The sequence below is a fragment of the Pseudomonas oryzihabitans genome (genome assembly GCF_032027545.1).
GTDB classification, from domain to species: Bacteria; Pseudomonadota; Gammaproteobacteria; order Pseudomonadales; family Pseudomonadaceae; genus Chryseomonas; species Chryseomonas oryzihabitans_F.
This window is the reverse complement of the sequence record NZ_JAVSJB010000016.1, coordinates 40,540-58,504: the sequence shown is the minus strand read 5'-3', so window position 1 is coordinate 58,504 and position 17,965 is coordinate 40,540. Positions and strand designations below refer to the sequence as shown.

General features: G+C 65.9%; 18 protein-coding genes. 12 read left to right on the top strand and 6 right to left on the bottom strand.

Going from position 1 to position 17,965, the window contains the following annotated elements; genetic code table 11:
- Position 1 precedes the first annotated feature (1 nt).
- From murD to lpxC, 8 genes are all read left to right on the top strand, one after another.
- Positions 2 to 1,345, top strand: a complete 1,344-nt coding sequence (gene murD / locus RND78_RS21225; protein ID WP_312731913.1) for a UDP-N-acetylmuramoyl-L-alanine--D-glutamate ligase — start codon at positions 2 to 4, stop codon at positions 1,343 to 1,345.
- The gene (gene ftsW, locus RND78_RS21220) at positions 1,345 to 2,544 is read left to right on the top strand and encodes a putative lipid II flippase FtsW (RefSeq protein WP_153014266.1); all 1,200 of its coding nucleotides are present in this window, start codon (positions 1,345 to 1,347) and stop codon (positions 2,542 to 2,544) included. The genes murD and ftsW overlap by 1 nt, the downstream gene beginning before the upstream one ends.
- Positions 2,534 to 3,604 carry an undecaprenyldiphospho-muramoylpentapeptide beta-N-acetylglucosaminyltransferase gene (murG, locus tag RND78_RS21215; RefSeq protein ID WP_312731912.1) on the top strand — a complete coding sequence of 357 codons (1,071 nt, stop codon included), beginning with the start codon at positions 2,534 to 2,536 and terminating at the stop codon, positions 3,602 to 3,604. Before ftsW ends, murG begins: the two co-directional genes overlap by 11 nt.
- A gap of 34 nt (positions 3,605 to 3,638) precedes the next feature.
- Positions 3,639 to 5,057 (top strand): UDP-N-acetylmuramate--L-alanine ligase, encoded by a 1,419-nt coding sequence (gene murC / locus RND78_RS21210; protein WP_312731911.1) that lies wholly within the window; start codon positions 3,639 to 3,641, stop codon positions 5,055 to 5,057.
- Positions 5,058 to 5,122: 65 nt separating this feature from the next.
- Positions 5,123 to 5,974, top strand: coding sequence for a cell division protein FtsQ/DivIB (locus tag RND78_RS21205; RefSeq protein ID WP_059230296.1), 852 nt, complete (start codon positions 5,123 to 5,125; stop codon positions 5,972 to 5,974).
- A 16-nt stretch (positions 5,975 to 5,990) separates the two neighbouring features.
- Entirely contained in the window at positions 5,991 to 7,235 is a 1,245-nt protein-coding gene (ftsA, locus tag RND78_RS21200) for a cell division protein FtsA (protein ID WP_059230295.1), read from the top strand.
- 53 nt (positions 7,236 to 7,288) lie between these two features.
- Entirely contained in the window at positions 7,289 to 8,470 is a 1,182-nt protein-coding gene (gene ftsZ / locus RND78_RS21195; RefSeq protein WP_059230294.1) for a cell division protein FtsZ, read from the top strand.
- A 109-nt stretch (positions 8,471 to 8,579) separates the two neighbouring features.
- Positions 8,580 to 9,494 (top strand): UDP-3-O-acyl-N-acetylglucosamine deacetylase, encoded by a 915-nt coding sequence (gene lpxC, locus RND78_RS21190; RefSeq protein ID WP_059230293.1) that lies wholly within the window; start codon positions 8,580 to 8,582, stop codon positions 9,492 to 9,494.
- 58 nt (positions 9,495 to 9,552) lie between these two features.
- Here lpxC and RND78_RS21185 read toward each other — a convergent pair whose 3' ends face one another.
- From RND78_RS21185 to RND78_RS21170, 4 genes are all read right to left on the bottom strand, one after another.
- Complete coding sequence (locus RND78_RS21185) at positions 9,553 to 9,891, bottom strand: HopJ type III effector protein (RefSeq protein ID WP_312731906.1); 339 nt, start codon at positions 9,889 to 9,891, stop codon at positions 9,553 to 9,555.
- On the bottom strand, positions 9,888 to 10,181 hold the full coding sequence (locus tag RND78_RS21180; RefSeq protein WP_312731904.1) for a DUF1244 domain-containing protein: 294 nt from the start codon (positions 10,179 to 10,181) through the stop codon (positions 9,888 to 9,890). The genes RND78_RS21185 and RND78_RS21180 overlap by 4 nt, the downstream gene beginning before the upstream one ends.
- A gap of 15 nt (positions 10,182 to 10,196) precedes the next feature.
- Positions 10,197 to 10,895, bottom strand: coding sequence for a dihydromonapterin reductase (gene folM / locus RND78_RS21175; RefSeq protein WP_312731902.1), 699 nt, complete (start codon positions 10,893 to 10,895; stop codon positions 10,197 to 10,199).
- A gap of 95 nt (positions 10,896 to 10,990) precedes the next feature.
- Positions 10,991 to 11,551, bottom strand: coding sequence for an antibiotic biosynthesis monooxygenase (locus RND78_RS21170; RefSeq protein ID WP_312731901.1), 561 nt, complete (start codon positions 11,549 to 11,551; stop codon positions 10,991 to 10,993).
- Positions 11,552 to 11,765: 214 nt separating this feature from the next.
- On the opposite strand from RND78_RS21170, the gene RND78_RS21165 reads away from it, so the two are divergent.
- The 3 genes from RND78_RS21165 (at position 11,766) to RND78_RS21155 (ending at position 13,385) form a co-directional block, all read left to right on the top strand.
- Positions 11,766 to 12,227: a flavodoxin gene (locus RND78_RS21165; protein WP_312731900.1), complete on the top strand. Its 462-nt coding sequence runs from the start codon at positions 11,766 to 11,768 to the stop codon at positions 12,225 to 12,227.
- A 92-nt stretch (positions 12,228 to 12,319) separates the two neighbouring features.
- A complete protein-coding gene (locus tag RND78_RS21160) occupies positions 12,320 to 12,703 on the top strand; it encodes a CidA/LrgA family protein (protein ID WP_409457093.1) in 384 nt (127 codons plus the stop codon).
- Entirely contained in the window at positions 12,696 to 13,385 is a 690-nt protein-coding gene (locus tag RND78_RS21155; RefSeq protein WP_312731899.1) for an LrgB family protein, read from the top strand. Before RND78_RS21160 ends, RND78_RS21155 begins: the two co-directional genes overlap by 8 nt.
- 173 nt (positions 13,386 to 13,558) lie before the next feature.
- Here the strand turns inward: RND78_RS21155 and RND78_RS21150 are convergent, their stop codons facing one another.
- A complete protein-coding gene (locus RND78_RS21150; protein WP_312731898.1) occupies positions 13,559 to 14,365 on the bottom strand; it encodes a transglutaminase family protein in 807 nt (268 codons plus the stop codon).
- A 279-nt stretch (positions 14,366 to 14,644) separates the two neighbouring features.
- Between RND78_RS21150 and RND78_RS21145 the strand changes: the two genes are divergently transcribed.
- Positions 14,645 to 15,118 (top strand): phosphate-starvation-inducible PsiE family protein, encoded by a 474-nt coding sequence (locus tag RND78_RS21145; protein WP_312731896.1) that lies wholly within the window; start codon positions 14,645 to 14,647, stop codon positions 15,116 to 15,118.
- 229 nt (positions 15,119 to 15,347) lie between these two features.
- On the opposite strand, the gene RND78_RS21140 is transcribed toward RND78_RS21145, so the two are convergent.
- On the bottom strand, positions 15,348 to 17,963 hold the full coding sequence (locus RND78_RS21140; RefSeq protein WP_312731895.1) for a DEAD/DEAH box helicase: 2,616 nt from the start codon (positions 17,961 to 17,963) through the stop codon (positions 15,348 to 15,350).
- Positions 17,964 to 17,965: the final 2 nt, after the last annotated feature.

Sequence of the window (17,965 nt, the reverse complement as noted above, 5' to 3'; positions counted from 1 at the left end):
AGTGCTCATCGCTTCCGACCAGTTCCGTATCGTCGTCGGCCTCGGCAAGAGTGGCATGTCGCTGGTGCGCTTCCTCGCGCGCCGCGGCGTGCCCTTTGCCGTGGCCGACACGCGGGAACAGCCGCCGGAACTCGCGACCCTGCGTACTCAGTATCCCCAGGTCGAGGTGCGTTGCGGTGAGCTGGATGTCGACTTCCTCTGCCGCGCCGCCGAACTCTACGTGAGTCCCGGCCTGGCCCTGGAAACGCCGGCCCTGCAGCAGGCCGCTGCCCGTGGCGTGCGCCTGTCGGGCGATATCGATCTGTTCGTGCGTCATGCCAAGGCGCCCCTGGTCGCCATCACCGGTTCCAATGCCAAGAGCACCGTCACCACCCTGGTGGGCGACATGGCTCAACGAGCCGGCAAGCGCGTGGCCGTTGGCGGCAACCTCGGCACCCCGGCGCTGGATCTGCTGGCCGATGACGTCGAACTCTACGTCCTGGAGCTGTCGAGCTTCCAACTGGAAACCTGCGAGCGCCTGAACGCCGAGGTGGCCACGGTGCTCAATGTCAGCGAAGACCACATGGACCGCTATACCGGCATGCCGGCTTATCACCAGGCCAAGCACCGTATCTTCCGCGGGGCTCGCCAGGTGGTGGTGAATCGCGACGATCCGCTGTCGCGGCCCTTGATCGCCGATGGCGTGCCCTGCCTGACCTTCGGCCTGGGACGCCCGGATTTCCGCGCCTTCGGTATTCGCGAGGAGGAGGGCCGCCGCCACCTGGCGCTGGCCTTCGACAACCTGTTGGATGTCGAGGAACTCAAGATCCGCGGGACCCACAACCACAGCAATGCCCTGGCTGCGCTGGCGCTGGGCCAGGCCGCCGGACTGCCGCTGGAACCCATGCTGGACGCCCTGCGCGCCTTTCCTGGCCTGGAGCACCGCTGCCAGTGGGTGGGCGAGGTGGATGGCGTCAACTATTACAATGACTCCAAGGCAACCAACGTCGGCGCCGCCCTGGCCGCCGTCGAAGGCCTGGGCGACGACATCGCCGGCCAGTTGGTGCTGATCGCCGGTGGCGACGGCAAGGGCGCCGATTTCAGTGCCCTGCGCGAGCCCATCGGCCGTCATTGCCGCGCCGTGGTGCTGCTGGGTCGTGACGCCCAGCGCATCGCCGAGATCCTGCCGGCGGACGTGCACCAGGTGCGGGTCGCCAGCCTGGAGGAAGCGGTACGCGAGAGCCGCGCCCTGAGCCGGCCGGGCGATGCCGTGCTGCTGTCGCCGGCCTGCGCCAGCCTCGACATGTTCCGCAATTTCGAAGAGCGTGGACGCCTGTTCGCCCAGGCCGTGGGGGACTTGGCATGATCCTCAGCCTGCTGCGTCCCTATCCCTCGCCACTGGCCAGTCGCCACGGTATCGACCTCGACTTCCCGTTGCTGGCCGGCTGCCTGCTGCTGCTCGGCCTGGGCCTGGTGATGGTCACCTCGGCCTCGTCCGAGGTCGCCGCCGCCCAGTCCGGCAACCCGCTGTACTTCATGTACCGCCACCTCATCTACCTGGCCATCGGCTTCGTCTCCTGTGGCGTGGTGATGCTGATTCCCATGGCCACCTGGCAGCGTTTCGGCTTTCCGCTGCTGATCATCGCCTTCCTGCTGCTGGTGGCAGTGCTGGTGCCTGGCATCGGCCGCGAGGTGAACGGTTCCCTGCGCTGGATCGGCTTCGGCTTCTTCAACGTGCAGCCGTCCGAGGTCGCCAAGGTCTTCGTGGTGCTCTACCTGGCCGGCTACCTGGTCCGTCGCCAGCACGAGGTGCGCCACACCTGGGCGGGCTTCTTCAAGCCCTTCATCGTGCTGCTGCCCATGGCCATGCTGCTGCTGCGCGAACCAGACTTCGGTGCCACCGTAGTGATGATGGGCGCTGCCGGCGCCATGCTGTTCCTCGGTGGTGTCGGCCTGTTCCGCTTCCTGCTGATGGTCGCCCTGGCGGTGCTGGCGGTGTTCGTCCTGGTGCAGACCCAGTCCTACCGGATGCAGCGCCTGATCACCTTCACCGATCCCTGGGCCGACCAGTTCGGTTCCGGTTACCAGTTGACCCAGGCGCTGATCGCCTTCGGTCGTGGCGGCTGGACCGGCCTGGGGCTGGGCAACAGCATCCAGAAGCAGTTCTACCTGCCCGAAGCCCATACCGACTTCCTCTTCGCCGTACTCGCCGAAGAGCTGGGCCTGATCGGTGCCATGGCCACCGTCGGCCTGTTCCTCTTCGTCTGCGTGCGTGGCCTGTTCATCGGCCACTGGGCGGAGCAGTCCAAGCAATTCTTCTCGGCCTACGTCGCCTACGGCCTGTCGATGCTGTGGATCGGCCAGTTCCTGATCAACATCGGCGTGAACGTCGGCCTGCTGCCCACCAAGGGGCTGACGCTGCCCTTCCTCAGCTACGGCGGCAGCTCCCTGGTGATCTGCTGCGTGAGCATGGGCTTGCTGCTGCGCATCGAGTGGGAGCGCCGAACGCTGGTGGATACCGAGGATGTGGAGTTCACCGAGGAGGATTTCGCCGATGTCCGCTAACGTCCTCATCATGGCCGGTGGCACCGGGGGGCATGTCTTCCCCGCGTTGGCCTGCGCCCGGGAGTTCCAGGCACGCGGCTACACCGTCCACTGGCTCGGCACCCCGCGCGGCATCGAGAACGACGTGGTGCCCAAGGCCGGCATTCCCCTGCACCACATCCAGGTCACCGGCCTGCGGGGCAAGGGGGTGCGCTCCCTGGTGAAGGCGCCGCTGCAACTCAGCGGTGCGCTGCTGCAGGCCGTCGGCCTGATGCGCCGGCTCAAGCCGGTCTGCGTGCTGGGCCTGGGTGGCTTCGTCACCGGTCCCGGCGGCCTGGCGGCCAAACTGTGCAACATCCCGCTGGTGATCCACGAGCAGAACGCCCACGCCGGTACTGCCAACCGTATGCTGGTACCCGTGGCCGCGCGCGTCTGCGAAGGCTTCGCCGAGACCTTCCCGGCGTCGGCCAAGCGCCTGTCCACCGGCAATCCGGTACGGGCCGAGCTCTTTACCCCGGTCAGTCGCGCGCCGCTGGACGAGCGCCCGGCCAACCTGCTGGTGCTGGGTGGCAGCCTGGGCGCCGAGCCGCTGAACAAGCTGCTGCCCGAGGCCCTGGCGCAACTGCCGGCCGGGCTACGCCCGCAGGTCCGCCACCAGGCCGGTCGCCAGCATGCCGAAGTCACCGCCGAGCGTTATGCCAATGCCTCCGTCGAGGCCGAGGTCCAGCCCTTCATCGGCGACATGGCTGCCGCCTACGCCTGGGCCGATTTGGTGATCTGCCGTGCCGGCGCCCTGACCGTGGCCGAGCTGACCGCTACCGGCCTGCCGGCGCTGCTGATTCCCTTGCCCCACGCCATCGACGACCACCAGACCAGCAACGCCCGCTTCCTGGAGCGTGCCGGTGCCGGCGTGGTGCTGCCCCAACATTCCACCCGCCCGGCGGATCTCGCCGCGCAGCTCACCGAGGTTCTGATGCATCCCGAACGTCTCGCCGACATGGCCGTCCGCAGCCGTGCCCTGGCCAAACCCGATGCTACCCGTGCGGTAGTGGACGCCTGCCTGGAGGTGGCCCGTGGTTAAGTCGCAAAGCGCCATTCAGGCTGAAGTTCGGCGTATGCGCAGCATCCGGCGCATCCATTTCGTCGGGATCGGCGGCGTCGGCATGTGCGGTATCGCCGAGGTGCTGCTGAACCTGGGCTATGAAGTCTCGGGGTCGGACCTCAAGGAATCCGCGGTGACCGCTCGCCTGCAGCAGTTTGGCGCCCGCATCTACATCGGCCATCGCGCCGAGAACCTGGATCAGGTCGATGTGCTGGTGGTATCCAGCGCCATCAACAAGTCCAACCCCGAGGTGTCCGCCGCCCTCGACCAGCGCATTCCCGTGGTGCCGCGTGCCGAGATGCTCGCCGAACTGATGCGCTATCGCCACGGCATCGCCGTCGCCGGTACCCATGGCAAGACCACCACCACCAGCCTGATCGCGTCGGTGTTCGCTGCCGAGGGCCTGGACCCCACCTTCGTCATCGGTGGTCGCCTCAACGCCGCCGGCACCAACGCCCAGCTCGGCACCAGCCGCTACCTGGTAGCCGAGGCCGACGAGAGCGACGCCAGCTTCCTGCACTTGCAGCCCATGGTCGCCGTGGTCACCAACATCGACGCCGACCACATGAGCACCTACGAAGGCGACTTCAACCGGCTCAAGCGCACCTTCGTCGATTTCCTGCACAACCTGCCGTTCTATGGGTTGGCCGTGCTCTGCGTCGACGACCCGGTGGTGCGCGAGATCATCCCCCAGGTCGCCCGGCCCACCGTCACCTACGGCACCGCCGAAGACGCCGACGTGCGCGCCGTGGACATCCGCCAGGAAGGCATGCGCACCCATTTCACCGTACTGCGCAACGGCCATGCGCCCCTCGCCGTGTCGGTCAACATGCCCGGCGTGCACAACGTGCTCAACGCCCTGGCCACCATCGCCATCGCCACCGACGAAGGCGTCAGCGACGAGGCCATCCGCAATGGCCTGTCCGGCTTCCAGGGGGTGGGGCGGCGCTTCCAGGTCTATGGCGACCTGCCGGTCGCCGGGGGCAGCGTCATGCTGGTGGACGACTACGGCCATCACCCGCGCGAAGTCGCCGCGGTGATCAAGGCCGTGCGTGGCGGCTGGCCCGAGCGCCGGCTGGTGATGGTCTACCAGCCGCACCGCTTCAGCCGCACCCGCGATCTCTACGAGGATTTCGTCCAGGTCCTGGCCGATGCCAACGTCCTGCTGTTGATGGAAGTCTATCCGGCCGGCGAAGAACCCATTCCCGGCGCCGATAGCCGCCAGCTCTGCCACAGCATCCGCCAGCGTGGCCAGCTCGACCCCATCTATGTCGAGCGTGGCGCCAACATCGCGCCGCTGGTCAAGCCGCTGCTGCGTCCCGGCGACATCCTGCTCTGCCAGGGCGCCGGCGATATCGGCGCCCTGGCGCCCCAGTTGCTCAAGCACCCACTGTTCGCCGGCGCCACCGCGCCGGCAGGAGGCTCGGCATGAGCCGTCACCTTTCCTCTTTCCTGCCGGCGACCCCCGTCGCCGGCGCACACGTGGAGGGCTGAACCTTGGTCGCCACCCTACGTCACAGCCAACCCTTCGGCCGCTCGCGGCAGGTCGAGCCGCGTGGTGCGAGCCGCCTGGTCGCCGAAGAGCCGCTATCGGTCCGTCTGCCACGCCCGAGCCTGGGGCTGCTCAAGCGTATCCTCTGGCCGTTCCTGCTGCTGGGCCTGGGCTTTGGTACCTACGAAGGCGCCCAGAAGTTGCTGCCCTACGCCGACCGGCCGATCGCCAAGGTCAGTGTCAAGGGCGATCTGTCCTACATCAGCCAGCAGGCGGTGCAGCAGCGGATCGCGCCCTTCGTGGGCACCACCTTCTTCCAGGTCGATCTGGCCGACATGCGCCACGAGCTGGAGACCATGCCCTGGATCGCCCACGCCGAGGTGCGCCGGGTCTGGCCGGACGAGATCAGCATCCGCCTGGAAGAGCAGATGCCCATCGCTCGCTGGGGTGACGAAGCCCTGCTGAATAACCAGGGTGAGGCTTTTGCCCCGCAGGATCTGGCCAACTATGACAACCTACCGCGGCTGTACGGGCCCAAGCGGGCGCAGCAGCAAGTGATGCAGCAGTACCAGATGTTCAGCCAGATGCTCCGGCCGCTCGGATACACCGTGGCGCGGCTGGAGATGCAGGAGCGTGGCAGCTGGTACCTCACCACCGGTCAGGGCCTGGAACTGGTGTTCGGCCGCGACCAACTGGTGGAAAAGATGCGGCGCTTCATGCGCCTGTACGATCAGGTGCTCAAGGCACAGATGGACAATATCGCGCGGATCGACCTGCGCTATCCGAACGGTCTGGCCGTGGCCTGGCGCGATCCCGCTATCGCCGCCGCCCCCGTGACCGAACCGGCCAAGCATTGAGGAGAAGTTTCTAACTATGGCAAGCGTGCAAAGCGGCAAGATGATCGTCGGCCTCGACATCGGCACTTCCAAGGTCGTGGCTCTGGTCGGCGAAGTGTCTTCCGATGGTCAGATCGAGATCGTCGGGATCGGCACCCATCCGTCGCGCGGGCTCAAGAAGGGCGTGGTGGTCAACATCGAATCCACTGTCGCCTCCATTCAGCGGGCCATCGAAGAAGCTCAGCTGATGGCCGGTTGCCGTATCCATTCGGCCTTTGTCGGCATTGCCGGCAATCATATTCGCAGCCTGAATTCCCATGGCATCGTCGCCATTCGCGACCGCGAAGTGAGCCCTGCGGATATCGAGCGCGTGCTCGATGCCGCCCAGGCGGTGGCCATTCCCGCCGACCAGCGCGTGTTGCACACCCTGGCCCAGGACTACGTGATCGATAACCAGGAAGGGGTACGCGAACCCCTGGGCATGTCCGGCGTGCGCCTGGAAGCCAAGGTCCATGTCGTGACCTGCGCCGTCAACGCCGCCCAGAACATCGAAAAGTGCGTCAGACGCTGCGGCCTGGAAGTCGACGACATCATTCTCGAGCAATTGGCGTCGGCCTATTCGGTATTGACCGACGATGAAAAGGAATTGGGCGTCTGCCTGGTGGATATCGGCGGCGGTACTACTGATATCGCCATCTTTACCGAGGGCGCCATTCGCCATACCGCCGTGATACCTATTGCTGGCGACCAAGTCACAAATGACATCGCCATGGCGTTGCGGACCCCAACGCAATATGCCGAAGAAATCAAGATTCGGTATGCTTGTGCCTTGGCGAAGCTGGCCGGCCCGGGTGAAACCATCAAGGTACCCAGCGTGGGTGATCGTCCGCCGCGAGAATTATCGCGTCAGGCCCTCGCAGAAGTGGTCGAGCCCCGTTACGATGAGCTATTTACGTTGGTGCAAGCGGAATTGCGCCGCAGTGGTTACGAGGATTTGATCCCGGCAGGGATCGTACTCACCGGTGGTACCGCGAAGATGGAAGGCGCGGTCGAGCTGGCCGAAGAGATTTTCCATATGCCAGTACGCCTGGGGGTGCCCCAGACGGTGAAGGGACTGACGGATGTCGTCAGCAATCCTATCTATTCCACAGGCGTCGGCTTGTTGCTTTATGGTCTGCAAAAACAGACCGATCCTTTGCCGGTTGTTTCTGGCGGATATAGCAGCGAAACCAAATCCACAGTCCTGGAGCGCATAAAGCGTTGGGTCCAGGGCAACTTGTAATTCACAATTAAACCGCGGCAGTAGGCGAAGATCCGAAAGGAAGAGAGGGGACCATGTTCGAACTCGTAGACAACATTCCACAAAGCGCCGTGATCAAAGTCATCGGCGTGGGCGGTGGCGGTGGCAACGCCGTTAACCACATGGTCAAAAGCGGAGTCGAAGGCGTCGAATTCATCTGTGCAAATACCGACGCCCAGGCCCTGAAGAACGTCACATCCCGTACCGTGCTGCAACTCGGCCCAGGCGTTACCAAGGGTCTGGGTGCGGGCACCAATCCGGAAATCGGTCGCCAGGCGGCCATGGAAGATCGTGAGCGCATCGCCGAAGTCCTCGAAGGCGCCGACATGGTCTTCATCACCACCGGCATGGGCGGTGGCACCGGTACTGGCGCTGCGCCGATCATTGCCGAAGTCGCCAAGGAAATGGGCATCCTGACCGTCGCCGTGGTCACCCGTCCGTTCCCCTTCGAAGGCCGCAAGCGCATGCAGGTCGCCGACGAGGGTATCCGTGCCCTGTCCGAATGCGTCGACTCGCTGATCACCATCCCCAACGAGAAGCTGCTAACCATCCTCGGCAAGGACGCCAGCCTGCTGGCCGCCTTCGCCAAGGCCGACGACGTACTGGCTGGCGCCGTTCGCGGTATCTCCGACATCATGCAGCGTCCGGGCCTGATGAACGTCGACTTCGCTGACGTCAAGACCGTAATGGGCGAGATGGGCATGGCCATGATGGGTACCGGCCACGCCAGCGGCCCGAACCGGGCACGCGAAGCCACCGAGGCGGCCATCCGCAACCCGCTGCTGGAAGACGTCAACCTGCACGGTGCTCGCGGTATCCTGGTCAACATCACCGCCGGCCTGGATCTATCCCTGGGCGAGTACGCTGCCGTGGGTGAGATCATCGAAGACTTCGCATCCGAACACGCCACCGTCAAGGTCGGCGCGGTCATCGATCCGGAAATGCGCGATGAACTGCACGTCACCGTGGTCGCCACTGGCCTCGGCGCGCGCATCGAGAAGCCGGTCAAGGTCGTGGACAACACCACCCAGACCCTGGCCGCCGCTCGTCAGGAATCGGCACCGGTCAACTACGACGACCTCAAGTACCCGACCTCGATGCGCTCCGGTCGTGGCAGCCAGAACCTTGGTGGTTCGGCGGCGGCAGCCAAGGTCAATCCCAACGACGATCTGGATTACCTGGATATCCCGGCCTTCCTGCGTCGCCAGGCTGATTGATCGGGTATATCACAAGCGCGGGTGTGATTAGTGGGCATCGATTTTCGCTTCTGTTATCATCGCGATTTCGTTGACCACCATTCGCACCCTGCGACCGAGCGGCCCTGGCATGATTAGACAACGCACCCTCAAGAACACCATCCGCGCGACCGGCGTGGGCCTGCATTCCGGGGAGAAGGTATACCTGACCCTGAAACCGGCTCCCGTGGACACCGGCATCGTGTTCCGTCGCACCGATCTCGATCCGGTCGTGGAAATTCCGGCCTGGGCTGAGAACGTGGGTGAAACCACCATGTCGACCAACCTGTTCAGCGATGACGGCGTCAAGGTCGGTACCGTCGAGCACCTGCTGTCGGCCATGGCCGGCCTGGGGATCGACAATGCCTACGTCGAGCTGTCGGCGGTCGAAGTCCCGATCATGGACGGTAGCGCCGGTCCCTTCGTCTTCCTGATCCAGTCCGCGGGCCTGCAGGAACAGGAAGCGGCCAAGCAGTTCATTCGCATCAAGCGTGAAGTGAGCGTCGTCGATGGCGACAAGCGCGCGACCTTCGTGCCCTTCGACGGCTTCAAGGTGACGTTCGAGATCGATTTCGATCATCCGGTCGTCAACAACCGTACCCAGAAGGCCTCGGTGGACTTCTCGAGCACCTCCTTCCTCAAGGAAGTCAGCCGCGCCCGTACCTTCGGCTTCATGCGTGACCTGGAATTCCTGCGTTCGCACAACCTGGCCCTGGGTGGCAGCGTCGACAATGCCATCGTGGTGGACGAGAAGGGTGTGATCAACGAAGACGGCCTGCGCTACGAGGACGAATTCGTCAAGCACAAGATCCTCGACGCCATCGGCGATCTCTATCTGCTCGGCAAGAGCCTCATCGGCGAATTCCGTGGCTACAAGTCCGGCCACGCCATGAATAATCGCCTGCTGCGTGCGCTGCTGGCCGATCGCGATGCCTGGGAAGTGGTGACCTTCGAAGACTCCGGTCTGGCACCCATCTCCTACATGAGACCCGCGGCTGCCGTCTGAGCCCGGTCCCATAAAAAAGCCCTGCATCTGCAGGGCTTTTTTATGGGCGTCGACATGCCTAGCGCCGACTCAGGGGCTCGCCCTGGAAGCTGACACCGGCCAGGCCATGGGCGATGAGCGCGCGGATGTTGGCATGGTCGCTGCCTTCGGGCGTCTGCAGCACGCTGCGATAGTGCTCGCCGAAAGCCAGCAGGGCCTCCTCGTCGCTCAGACCTTCCAGCTTGGCCAGGCCGAGGGTCTTGCAGGAGCCTTCGTTCTGGCCGGCGGCGTTCTCCACCGAGCCATTGCGAAAGGCCGTGGGCTGGTAGTCATAGTGCTCGGCCACGAACGCCAGGGTATCGGCGAACGCATGAGTACCACTGGCGAGGCTGGCGCGGAAGTTGGACAGGTCGCTCATTGGGACTGGTTATCCTGGAAGGCGGCGGCCTGGACGGGGCTGGCTTCGGTCTGGTGCTGGGCCTTCCAGTCGGCATAGGGCATGCCGTAGACGACTTCACGAGCGTCATCCAGGCTCAGCTCCAGGCCCTTGTCGTCCGCGGCGGCCTTGTACCACTTGGACAGGCAGTTGCGGCAGAAGCCTGACAGATTCATCAGGTCGATGTTCTGCACATCGGTACGCTTGCGCAGGTGCTCGACCAGGGTGCGGAAGGCGGCGGCCTCCAGTTCCAGGCGGTCTTGTTCGGTCATGACTGATTCCTCTTGCTAGCGACGGCCATGGCGCAGGTGGCGCCCGCCGTTGACGGTGAAGGTGCTGCCGGTCGCATAGCCGGTCGACAGCAGGTAGAGCACGGTATCCACGATGGGATCGGCGCCGGGTTCGAAATCCAGCAGGGCCTTGTCCAGGGTGGCCTGGCGATAGGCCTCGTCGGCGCCTTCCTTGAAGATCAGCAGGCCCGGCGCGATGGTGTTGACGCGCACGGTGGGGGCCAGGGCTTCGGCGAAGGACAGCGTCAGGTTGTGCAGCGCGGCCTTGGTGGCGGCGTAGCCGATGTGATTGCGGCTGCCGCGGGTCGCACTGTCGTCGCCGATGTGGATGATGTCGGCGCGCGGCGCGGCCAGCAGCAGATCCTGCAGGCCCAGGTTGAGGTGATAGGGCGCTTCCAGGTGCAGGCGATAGAGCAGGCGCAGATTGTCCAGGCCGTCTTCCGCCCACACCGAGGCGTTGTGCACGATGCCGCGCAGGGCCTGGTGGCGTTCGTGCAGTTGCTGCAGCAGGGCGGTGCGTTGCCCCTCTTCGGCCAGGTCGACTTGATAGGCCTCGATCTCCAGCTCGCGCAGCGGCCCTGGATCGCTGCGGTAAACGGCGATGACCGGTTGACCTGCGGCGAGCAGTCGACGGGTCAGGGCGAGGCCGACACGGCGATTGGCGCCGGTGACCAGAAGGGGAAGGGTTGCTGACATGGACGGTACCCGATCCTGATGAGCGAAGCGGCCAGGGAGCTGGCTCCCTATTGTACGCATTCGACTCATCAGGTCGCAGGCCTATCCGTGGTGGCCTAGCGGGCGCCGCCTCTGAGGTGACCAGCGCGGGAGGTCGTGCCATGCAGCCAGCCCTTGAGCGCACGGGTGATCAGCGGAATGAAGACGCAGACCATTACCGGCGTGAGGATCAGGGTACTCAGCAGGATGCGCGGCAACAGTGGTAGGTGCGCAAGGTAGTCGCCGAAGGCCGCATTGAACAGCAGCGAGATGGGAAAGAAGGCCAGCCAGACGGCGATACTCTGCTTCCAGCGGGGCGGGGCTTGCACGCTGGTGCCGAACCAGTCGTCCATGCCCTGCGCCCGCCGCGCCTGAGGGGCTTCGAACAGGCCCTGGCCACGCTCCAGCCAGCGGCGTCGCGTCTCGGAGTGTTCCCACTCGTCGAGGGTGCGCGGGCAGGCGAAGCGGAAGATGATCTGCACCAGGTTGTCACCGGGCGGCGGGGTCAGGACACCCGAGCCGAGATAACCGGGATAAGCTGTCGCCAGGGCTTCGCCTTCGCGCAGCCAGACCAGGAAGGCGTCGTATTGGCCGGCCGCGACGCGGCGCGCGACCATGAGGGTAACGGGCTGGTTCATGCATCAACTCCGGGCGATCGGGCCGGATAGGCCGGATGCCGTCAAGCTGCCGGATAGGCGAGCAAGGTGGCGAAAGAATGCCTGGGGTAGCAGGCGCCGCTAGCATAGCAAGCCTTGAGACACCGTGGCAGAGCCTGACGTTTCCAGGATCGCAGGGGCGCAAAAACGACCTCGTTCGAGGCATACTGGCCGGCCGTCACAGCTCGAGGTCTGCATGAAAGTCGCACTCTTGAATGGATCGGTATTCGGCACCGCGGAAGACATCGCGCGCCAGGTGAAGACCCGGCTGACCGCGGCGGGGCATGAGGTCTGGCACCAGCCGAATGCCGATCTCGCCAGTCTGGAGGCCTTCGCCCCCGAGGCGCTGCTGGCCATCACCTCGACGACCGGCATGGGCGAGCTGCCCGCCAACCTGGAGACCCTGTACTTCCAGCTGCGTGATCGCCTGCCGCCGTGGCGCGGCCGGCCGAGCGCCGTGCTGGCCCTGGGCGACTCCAGCTATGGCGATACCTATTGCGGCGGCGGCGAGTTGATGCAGGAGCTGTTCGTCGAGTTGGGCCTGCGCGAGCTGCTGCCCATGCTGCGGATCGATGCCAGCGAGACGGTGACGCCGGACGTGGACGCCGCGCGCTGGGCGGACGCCGTGGTGACGGCCCTGGCGGCCGAGGTTTCCTGACGGGCAAAGCTGCTTTACCCGGACCGTCCAGGCTTCGCGGCTGTCCTCGACCCGCCAGCCTGCGTATCCTAGCAGGCTGAATTCATTGCGAGATGGAGCCCTGGGTGAATAGATATCTGCGCCTGGCTCTGGAGCTATGCGCTCTGGGGGCGCTGTGGGGGTTGGGCACGCTGTTGGCGAACTACTTCGCCTGGCCGGTACCGGGTGGCGTGGTGGGGCTGGTCATGTTGCTGCTCCTGCTGGCGGCGCGGATCGTCGAGCCAGAGTGGCTGCAGGGCGGCGTCCGGTTGCTGCTCGGCGAGATGCTGCTGTTCTTCATTCCGGCCTTGCTGAGCCTGCTCGACTACGGTCCTCTGCTACGTCAGGAGGGCGTGCGCATCCTGCTGGCCATCCTGCTCAGTACCGTACTGACCATGGTGGCCACGGCCCTGGCCGTGGACTGGATGTTCCGCCGGCGGGGACGTCGCGATGCTTGATTTGCCCGGACTCTTCTGGCTGCTGCTGACGCTGGCCGGCTACGGCGTGAGTCGCCTGCTCTATGCCCGGCTGCGCTGGTACGTGGTCAGTCCGATCATCTTCGTCACCGTGCTGCTCTATGCCACCACGCTCTGGCAGCAGGTCAGCTACGCCCAGTACGCCCACTACAGCCGTTGGCTGATCACCTTGCTGGGCCCGGCGACGGTGGCCTTCGCGGTGCCCATCTGGCAGCAGCGACGCCTGCTGGCGCGTTACTGGCAGGCCCTGCTGGTAGGGCTGTGCGTCGGCAGTGGGGTCGCCATTGGCAGCTCCTGGTTGCTGGCCCGGCTGCTGTTGCTCGATGACCGGGTGCTGCTGTCCATGCTGCCGCGCTCCATCAGCACGCCCTTCGCCATGCCGATGTCGGCCGACGTCGGTGGGGTGCCCGAGCTGACCGCCGCCTTCGTGATGATCACCGGGCTGGGTGGCGCCATCCTCGGCAGCCTGCTGATCAAGCTGCTGCCGCTCAAGTCGGCCCTGGCCCGTGGTGCCCTGTTCGGCATGGGGGCCCATGGCGTCGGCACCAGCAAGGCCTATGAGGTCGGCTTGGAGGAGGGCACCGTGGCCGGCCTGGTCATGGTGCTCGCCGGTCTGAGCAATCTGCTCGGTGCCCAGTTGGTGCTCTGGTTGCTGCGTGGCTAGTGTGGTGTTTCAGCAGTTATCTGCACATTTTTGGCGGCGCTTTTTCGGCCTAGGCGGCGTTGCCACTCCTCGCATAGCCCTGCTATGACTCGTCGCGGCGCCTGGCCCAGTCGGAACGCCGAACCGCCCAAAAATCACTCGCCAATTCTTGCGCGAACTTCGGAAACACCACACTAGTGCAGCGTGGTCGCGGGCGTGCCAAGCCGCTCGAGACGTCGCCGCAGTTGATCGCGTTCGGCATCGTCCTCGCTGATCAGCAGGGCGTGCTGCAGGTCGTAGCGCTCGGCCTGGGGACAATCGAGCTGGCGATAGAGGTCGGCCCGCGCCAGATGGTCGGCGACACCGGCCGCGCCGAGTTCGATGACCCGCTGGGCATCCTTGAGCGCTGCCAGGGGCTGGTCGCCCTGCCGATGCAGCTCGCGCAGGTTGCGTGACAGCCGCTGCATCATCTGGCGGGGCGTGAGGGGGGCCAGGTGGGTGGCCTGCAGGCGCGCGTTGGCGCCGAACTGATCCACCAGCAGCTGGCGACAATCGCTCATGTACAGACGGCGGCCGCCGAAAGGTTCGAGCAGGTGGTCGGCGCCGGGGACGCGCAGCAGGAAGTGACCGGGAAAGCCGATGCCCTGCAGGTCGATCTCCAGTCGCCGCGCCAGTTCGAGTGCCACCAGGGCGATGGACAGTGGCTGGCCACGGCGGCGGGCCAGCACCTCGTCGAGCAGCGCCGCATCGGGGCGGAGCGGCCATTCCGCCGCACGGAAGCCCGCCTCACACAGCTGCCGCAGCAATGCCTGGGCCCGCTCGGACTGACTGGCATCGCCGTCTAGGCGGGCGTCCAGCTGCAGCGCCAAGTCGTCCAGCGAGCGCAGCAGCGCCTGGGGTTCGAGTGCCTGACGATGCTCGGCCGCGATCCACAGGGCGGCTTCCAGCAGCCGCGGTTCGGTGCGGTCCAGACAGGCGAGACAGGCAAGGCGCGGCTCCACGGCAGACTCCAGGCCCTCGGGGCTTTTCCTCACGTTTTTAGCCTGTGCGGGCGCGCCCGTCCAGTCTGCGACAGTACAGCGCTGGCCGGTCGGTGCGCTTGTCGCTATAAGATGACCCTGGGGTGCGACCCAGCACGCCTATCGAATGGGAATTTTCAGCATGGATGAGTCTTTGCGCGAGCGTCTTCGCCAGCGTATGCAGCAAACGGCCGATGGCCTGGGCAAGCCGCTGGCCGGCCTGCCGGGTGTCCACCCTGTGTCTGGAGGGAGCAACTGAGTATGAAATGGGCAAACAGCAGTCGCAAACGCATGCACGACGGGGCGAATTCGCTCGGCAATCTACTGGTGGAAGGCTTCCACTACTTCGGCCTGTTCGCCATCGGCGCGGCCACGGCCTGGGCCTCGGTGATGGCCTTCATGGGCATGGTCGACAAGGGTCAGGCGAACATCGATGACATTCTCCTGCTCTTCATCTACCTGGAGCTGGGTGCCATGGTCGGCATCTACTTCAAGACCAACCACCTGCCCATCCGCTTCCTGCTCTACATCGCCATCACGGCGTTGACCCGCTATCTGATCGGAGACGTCTCGCACCACCGGCCACCGGATGTCGGGCTGCTGTATCTCTGTGGCGGGATCTTCCTGCTGTCGCTTGCGGTGCTGGCGGTCCGGGTCGCCTCGAACAAGTTTCCCTCCAGCAGGGCGCTCGACGCCACCGGGGATGCCGTAGGGGACAACGCGGGAGAAAAGTAGCGTGGAACGTTGGGCTGACGGTGCGGATAGCTGCTTGCGGTCGTCTCGATGAGCGGACGGCTCCAGTAGCAGCGCCCAGGAAGGGCGCCTGCTGCTGAGCCTTTGCGTGGGGAAGCGTCCTCTGCTGGCTAGCGCCTGAGCTTCACCGGCGCTTTTTGCGTTCCGGTCCTGGCGACGCGGCTCGCCCAGTCAGGCGCCGCGTCTTCAAGAGGGCGAACGGGTCTGCCTGCTAGCGATCCAGTGGCGCCAGCAGCTGAGCCAGATCGCTCTCGGTGAGGCGCCAGTCGCCGCTGTTCTCGCTGAGGATGCCAGCGCTCAGCCGGGCCTTTTCCAGCTGGAGTTGCTGGATGCGCTCTTCCAGGGTGCCGCGGGCGATCAGCTTGTAGACGAACACCGGACGATCCTGGCCGATGCGGTAGGCGCGGTCGCTGGCCTGTTGCTCGGCGGCCGGATTCCACCAGGGGTCGAAGTGGATGACGGTGTCCGCAGCGGTCAGGTTGAGGCCGCTGCCACCGGCCTTGAGGCTGAGCAGGAATACCGGTACCTCGCCGTTCTGGAAGCGCTGCACCGGCGTGCGCCGATCCCGCGTCTCCCCGGTGAGGGTGACGTACTCGATGCCGCGCTGATCCAGGTCCGCCGCGATGAGATCGAGCATGCTGGTGAACTGGGAGAACACCAGGACCCGGCTGCCGCCCGGGAGCAGGGCGTCGAGTCTCTCGTTCAGCGCCGCCAGCTTCGCCGAGGGCTTGGCCACGGTCTCGTCTTCGTTGGGCACCAGGCGCAGGTCGCAGCAGACTTGCCGCAGGCGCAGCAGGGCGTCGAGGATCAGCAGTTGGCTACGACCTATCCCCTGGCGGGCGATTTCGGCGCGTACCCGCTCGTCCAGCATCAGGCGCAGAGCCTCGTAGCGCTCCCGCTGCGCCGTGCTGAGTTCCACCAGTTGCACGATCTCGGTCTTCGGCGGCAATTCGCTGGCCACCCGCTGCTTGGTGCGGCGCAGCATGAAGGGTCGCACTCGCGCCTTGAGCGCTGCCAGGCGCTGGACGTCGCCCTCGCGTTCGACGGGGATGCGGTAGTGCAGCTTGAAGGTCTTCTCATCGCCCAGCCAGCCAGGCATGAGGAAGTGGAATTGCGACCAGAGCTCGCCCAGGTGGTTTTCCAGCGGCGTACCGGTCAGGCAGAGACGATGGCGGGCGCGCAGATGGCGAGCGGCCTGGGCGGCCTTGGTGGCGGCGTTCTTGATCGACTGGGCCTCGTCCAGCACCTGCAGGTGGAAGTCGTAGTCGGCCAGGCGCTCGGCATCGCGAGGGAGCAGGGCATAGGTGGTGAGCACCACGTCGTGTTCGGGGATGCGCTCGAAGCGACTGCTGCGGGTGCTGCCTTGCAGGGTGAGGACCCGCAGGCCGGGGGCGAAGCGGGTGATCTCGTCCTGCCAGTTGGGAATCAGGCTGGTGGGCATGACGATCAGCGCCGGGGCGGTGAGTCGGCCGGCGGCCTGCTCGACGAGGATGTGCGCCAGGGTCTGCAGCGTCTTGCCCAGGCCCATGTCGTCGGCGAGGATGCCGCCGACCTCCAGTTCGCGCAGGGCCTGCAGCCAGGCCACGCCTTCGCGTTGGTAGGGACGCAGTTCGGCGTGCAGGGTGTCCGGCAGCACCACCGGCTCGGCGGCATAGCTGCGCAGCCGCTCGGCGAAGCTGCGCAGGCGTTCGCCGCCCTCCCATTCCAGGGGCAGGCGTTCGTCCAGCTCGGCGAGGCGCGCGGCGTCCAGGCGCGACAGGCGCAGGGCGCGGTCCTGGGCCAGGCCGGTCGTCGCATAGAGCTCGCCCAGCACCTGCAGGATCGGCTTGAGCCGGCCCAGGGGCACGGCGACCCGCTGGATGCGTCCGTGCTGGCCGGCCAGGCGCGGCGGCTCGATACGCAGCAGCACGGGTTCGTCGTCGGCGCGCCTGGCCAGGGTCGCGGGTTCGTATTGCGAGGGTTCGCGGCGAATGGCCTCGATCAGCAAGGGGATCAGACTGACCCGGCGCTGCCCCAGGCGGATGCCCAGTTCGACGTCGAAGAGACCGGTGGCGGTGGTCTGGTCCTCGACTTCTTCGAGATGCCCGTACCAGCCCTCGACCGGGGTGAGGTCGAAGATGAACTCGGGGTGGGCCTCGATCTGCCAACCGGTCTCGCGCAGTCCTGGAAGCCCTTGCTGGACGAATCTGAGCCAGGCGGGATCGTCGGGCAGTTCGAACATCTCGCCACTGTCGTCGGGCAGGGCGGCGCTGCGACGGGTGGCCGGGCGCAGGCCGAGATCGAGCAGCGTCTGGCGCCAGCGCTGTTCGGCCTGCAGCTGGCGGGCGGGGTAATCGTCGCCCGGGCTTCTGGGCGGGGCGCCGAACAGCCGCTGCCTGCCGTACTGGAAGGCCAGAGCCGCCCGATGGCGAACGGTCGGCCGCATCTTGCCGACGTGGCGGTCATAGTCGATCTGGGTATGGCTGCCCAGGGTCAGCACCGGCTGCGGCAGGTCCTGGTTGACGACCGGCACGGTCGGCAGTTCGGCCTGGTCGCGCTGGAGGCGTTCCAGTTCGATGAGGGCCGCAGCAGCATGCTTGCACTGGCGGCCGACCGGGCAGGTGCAGCGGGCATCCACCCGCCAGGTGCTCTCGCCTGGCCGCAGGCTGATCGCCTGGCGATAGGCCGGGCCTGCCGGACTGCTGCATTCGGCGTAGAGCTGCCCCTTGGCGGCCGAGTGGATACGCACCAGGCCGTCCAGCGCCAGGCGCCGACCGCGCTCGTAGTTGCGCTCCGTGAAGGCGCCTTTCCAGTCCTGCCACTTGAGCCGTTCGAAACGTAACGCCATCG

Bases quoted from the DNA above. Each gene is read 5' to 3' on its own strand.
- murG (WP_312731912.1), top strand. From the start codon at position 2,534: ATGTCCGCTAACGTCCTCATCATGGCCGGTGGCACCGGGGGGCATGTC.
- murC (WP_312731911.1), top strand. From the start codon at position 3,639: ATGCGCAGCATCCGGCGCATCCATTTCGTCGGGATCGGCGGCGTCGGC.
- ftsA (WP_059230295.1), top strand. From the start codon at position 5,991: ATGGCAAGCGTGCAAAGCGGCAAGATGATCGTCGGCCTCGACATCGGC.
- ftsZ (WP_059230294.1), top strand. From the start codon at position 7,289: ATGTTCGAACTCGTAGACAACATTCCACAAAGCGCCGTGATCAAAGTC.
- lpxC (WP_059230293.1), top strand. From the start codon at position 8,580: ATGATTAGACAACGCACCCTCAAGAACACCATCCGCGCGACCGGCGTG.
- RND78_RS21185 (WP_312731906.1), bottom strand. From the start codon at position 9,891: ATGAGCGACCTGTCCAACTTCCGCGCCAGCCTCGCCAGTGGTACTCAT.
- RND78_RS21180 (WP_312731904.1), bottom strand. From the start codon at position 10,181: ATGACCGAACAAGACCGCCTGGAACTGGAGGCCGCCGCCTTCCGCACC.
- folM (WP_312731902.1), bottom strand. From the start codon at position 10,895: ATGTCAGCAACCCTTCCCCTTCTGGTCACCGGCGCCAATCGCCGTGTC.
- RND78_RS21170 (WP_312731901.1), bottom strand. From the start codon at position 11,551: ATGAACCAGCCCGTTACCCTCATGGTCGCGCGCCGCGTCGCGGCCGGC.
- RND78_RS21165 (WP_312731900.1), top strand. From the start codon at position 11,766: ATGAAAGTCGCACTCTTGAATGGATCGGTATTCGGCACCGCGGAAGAC.
- RND78_RS21160 (WP_409457093.1), top strand. From the start codon at position 12,320: ATGGAGCCCTGGGTGAATAGATATCTGCGCCTGGCTCTGGAGCTATGC.
- RND78_RS21155 (WP_312731899.1), top strand. From the start codon at position 12,696: ATGCTTGATTTGCCCGGACTCTTCTGGCTGCTGCTGACGCTGGCCGGC.
- RND78_RS21145 (WP_312731896.1), top strand. From the start codon at position 14,645: ATGAAATGGGCAAACAGCAGTCGCAAACGCATGCACGACGGGGCGAAT.
- RND78_RS21140 (WP_312731895.1), bottom strand. From the start codon at position 17,963: ATGGCGTTACGTTTCGAACGGCTCAAGTGGCAGGACTGGAAAGGCGCC.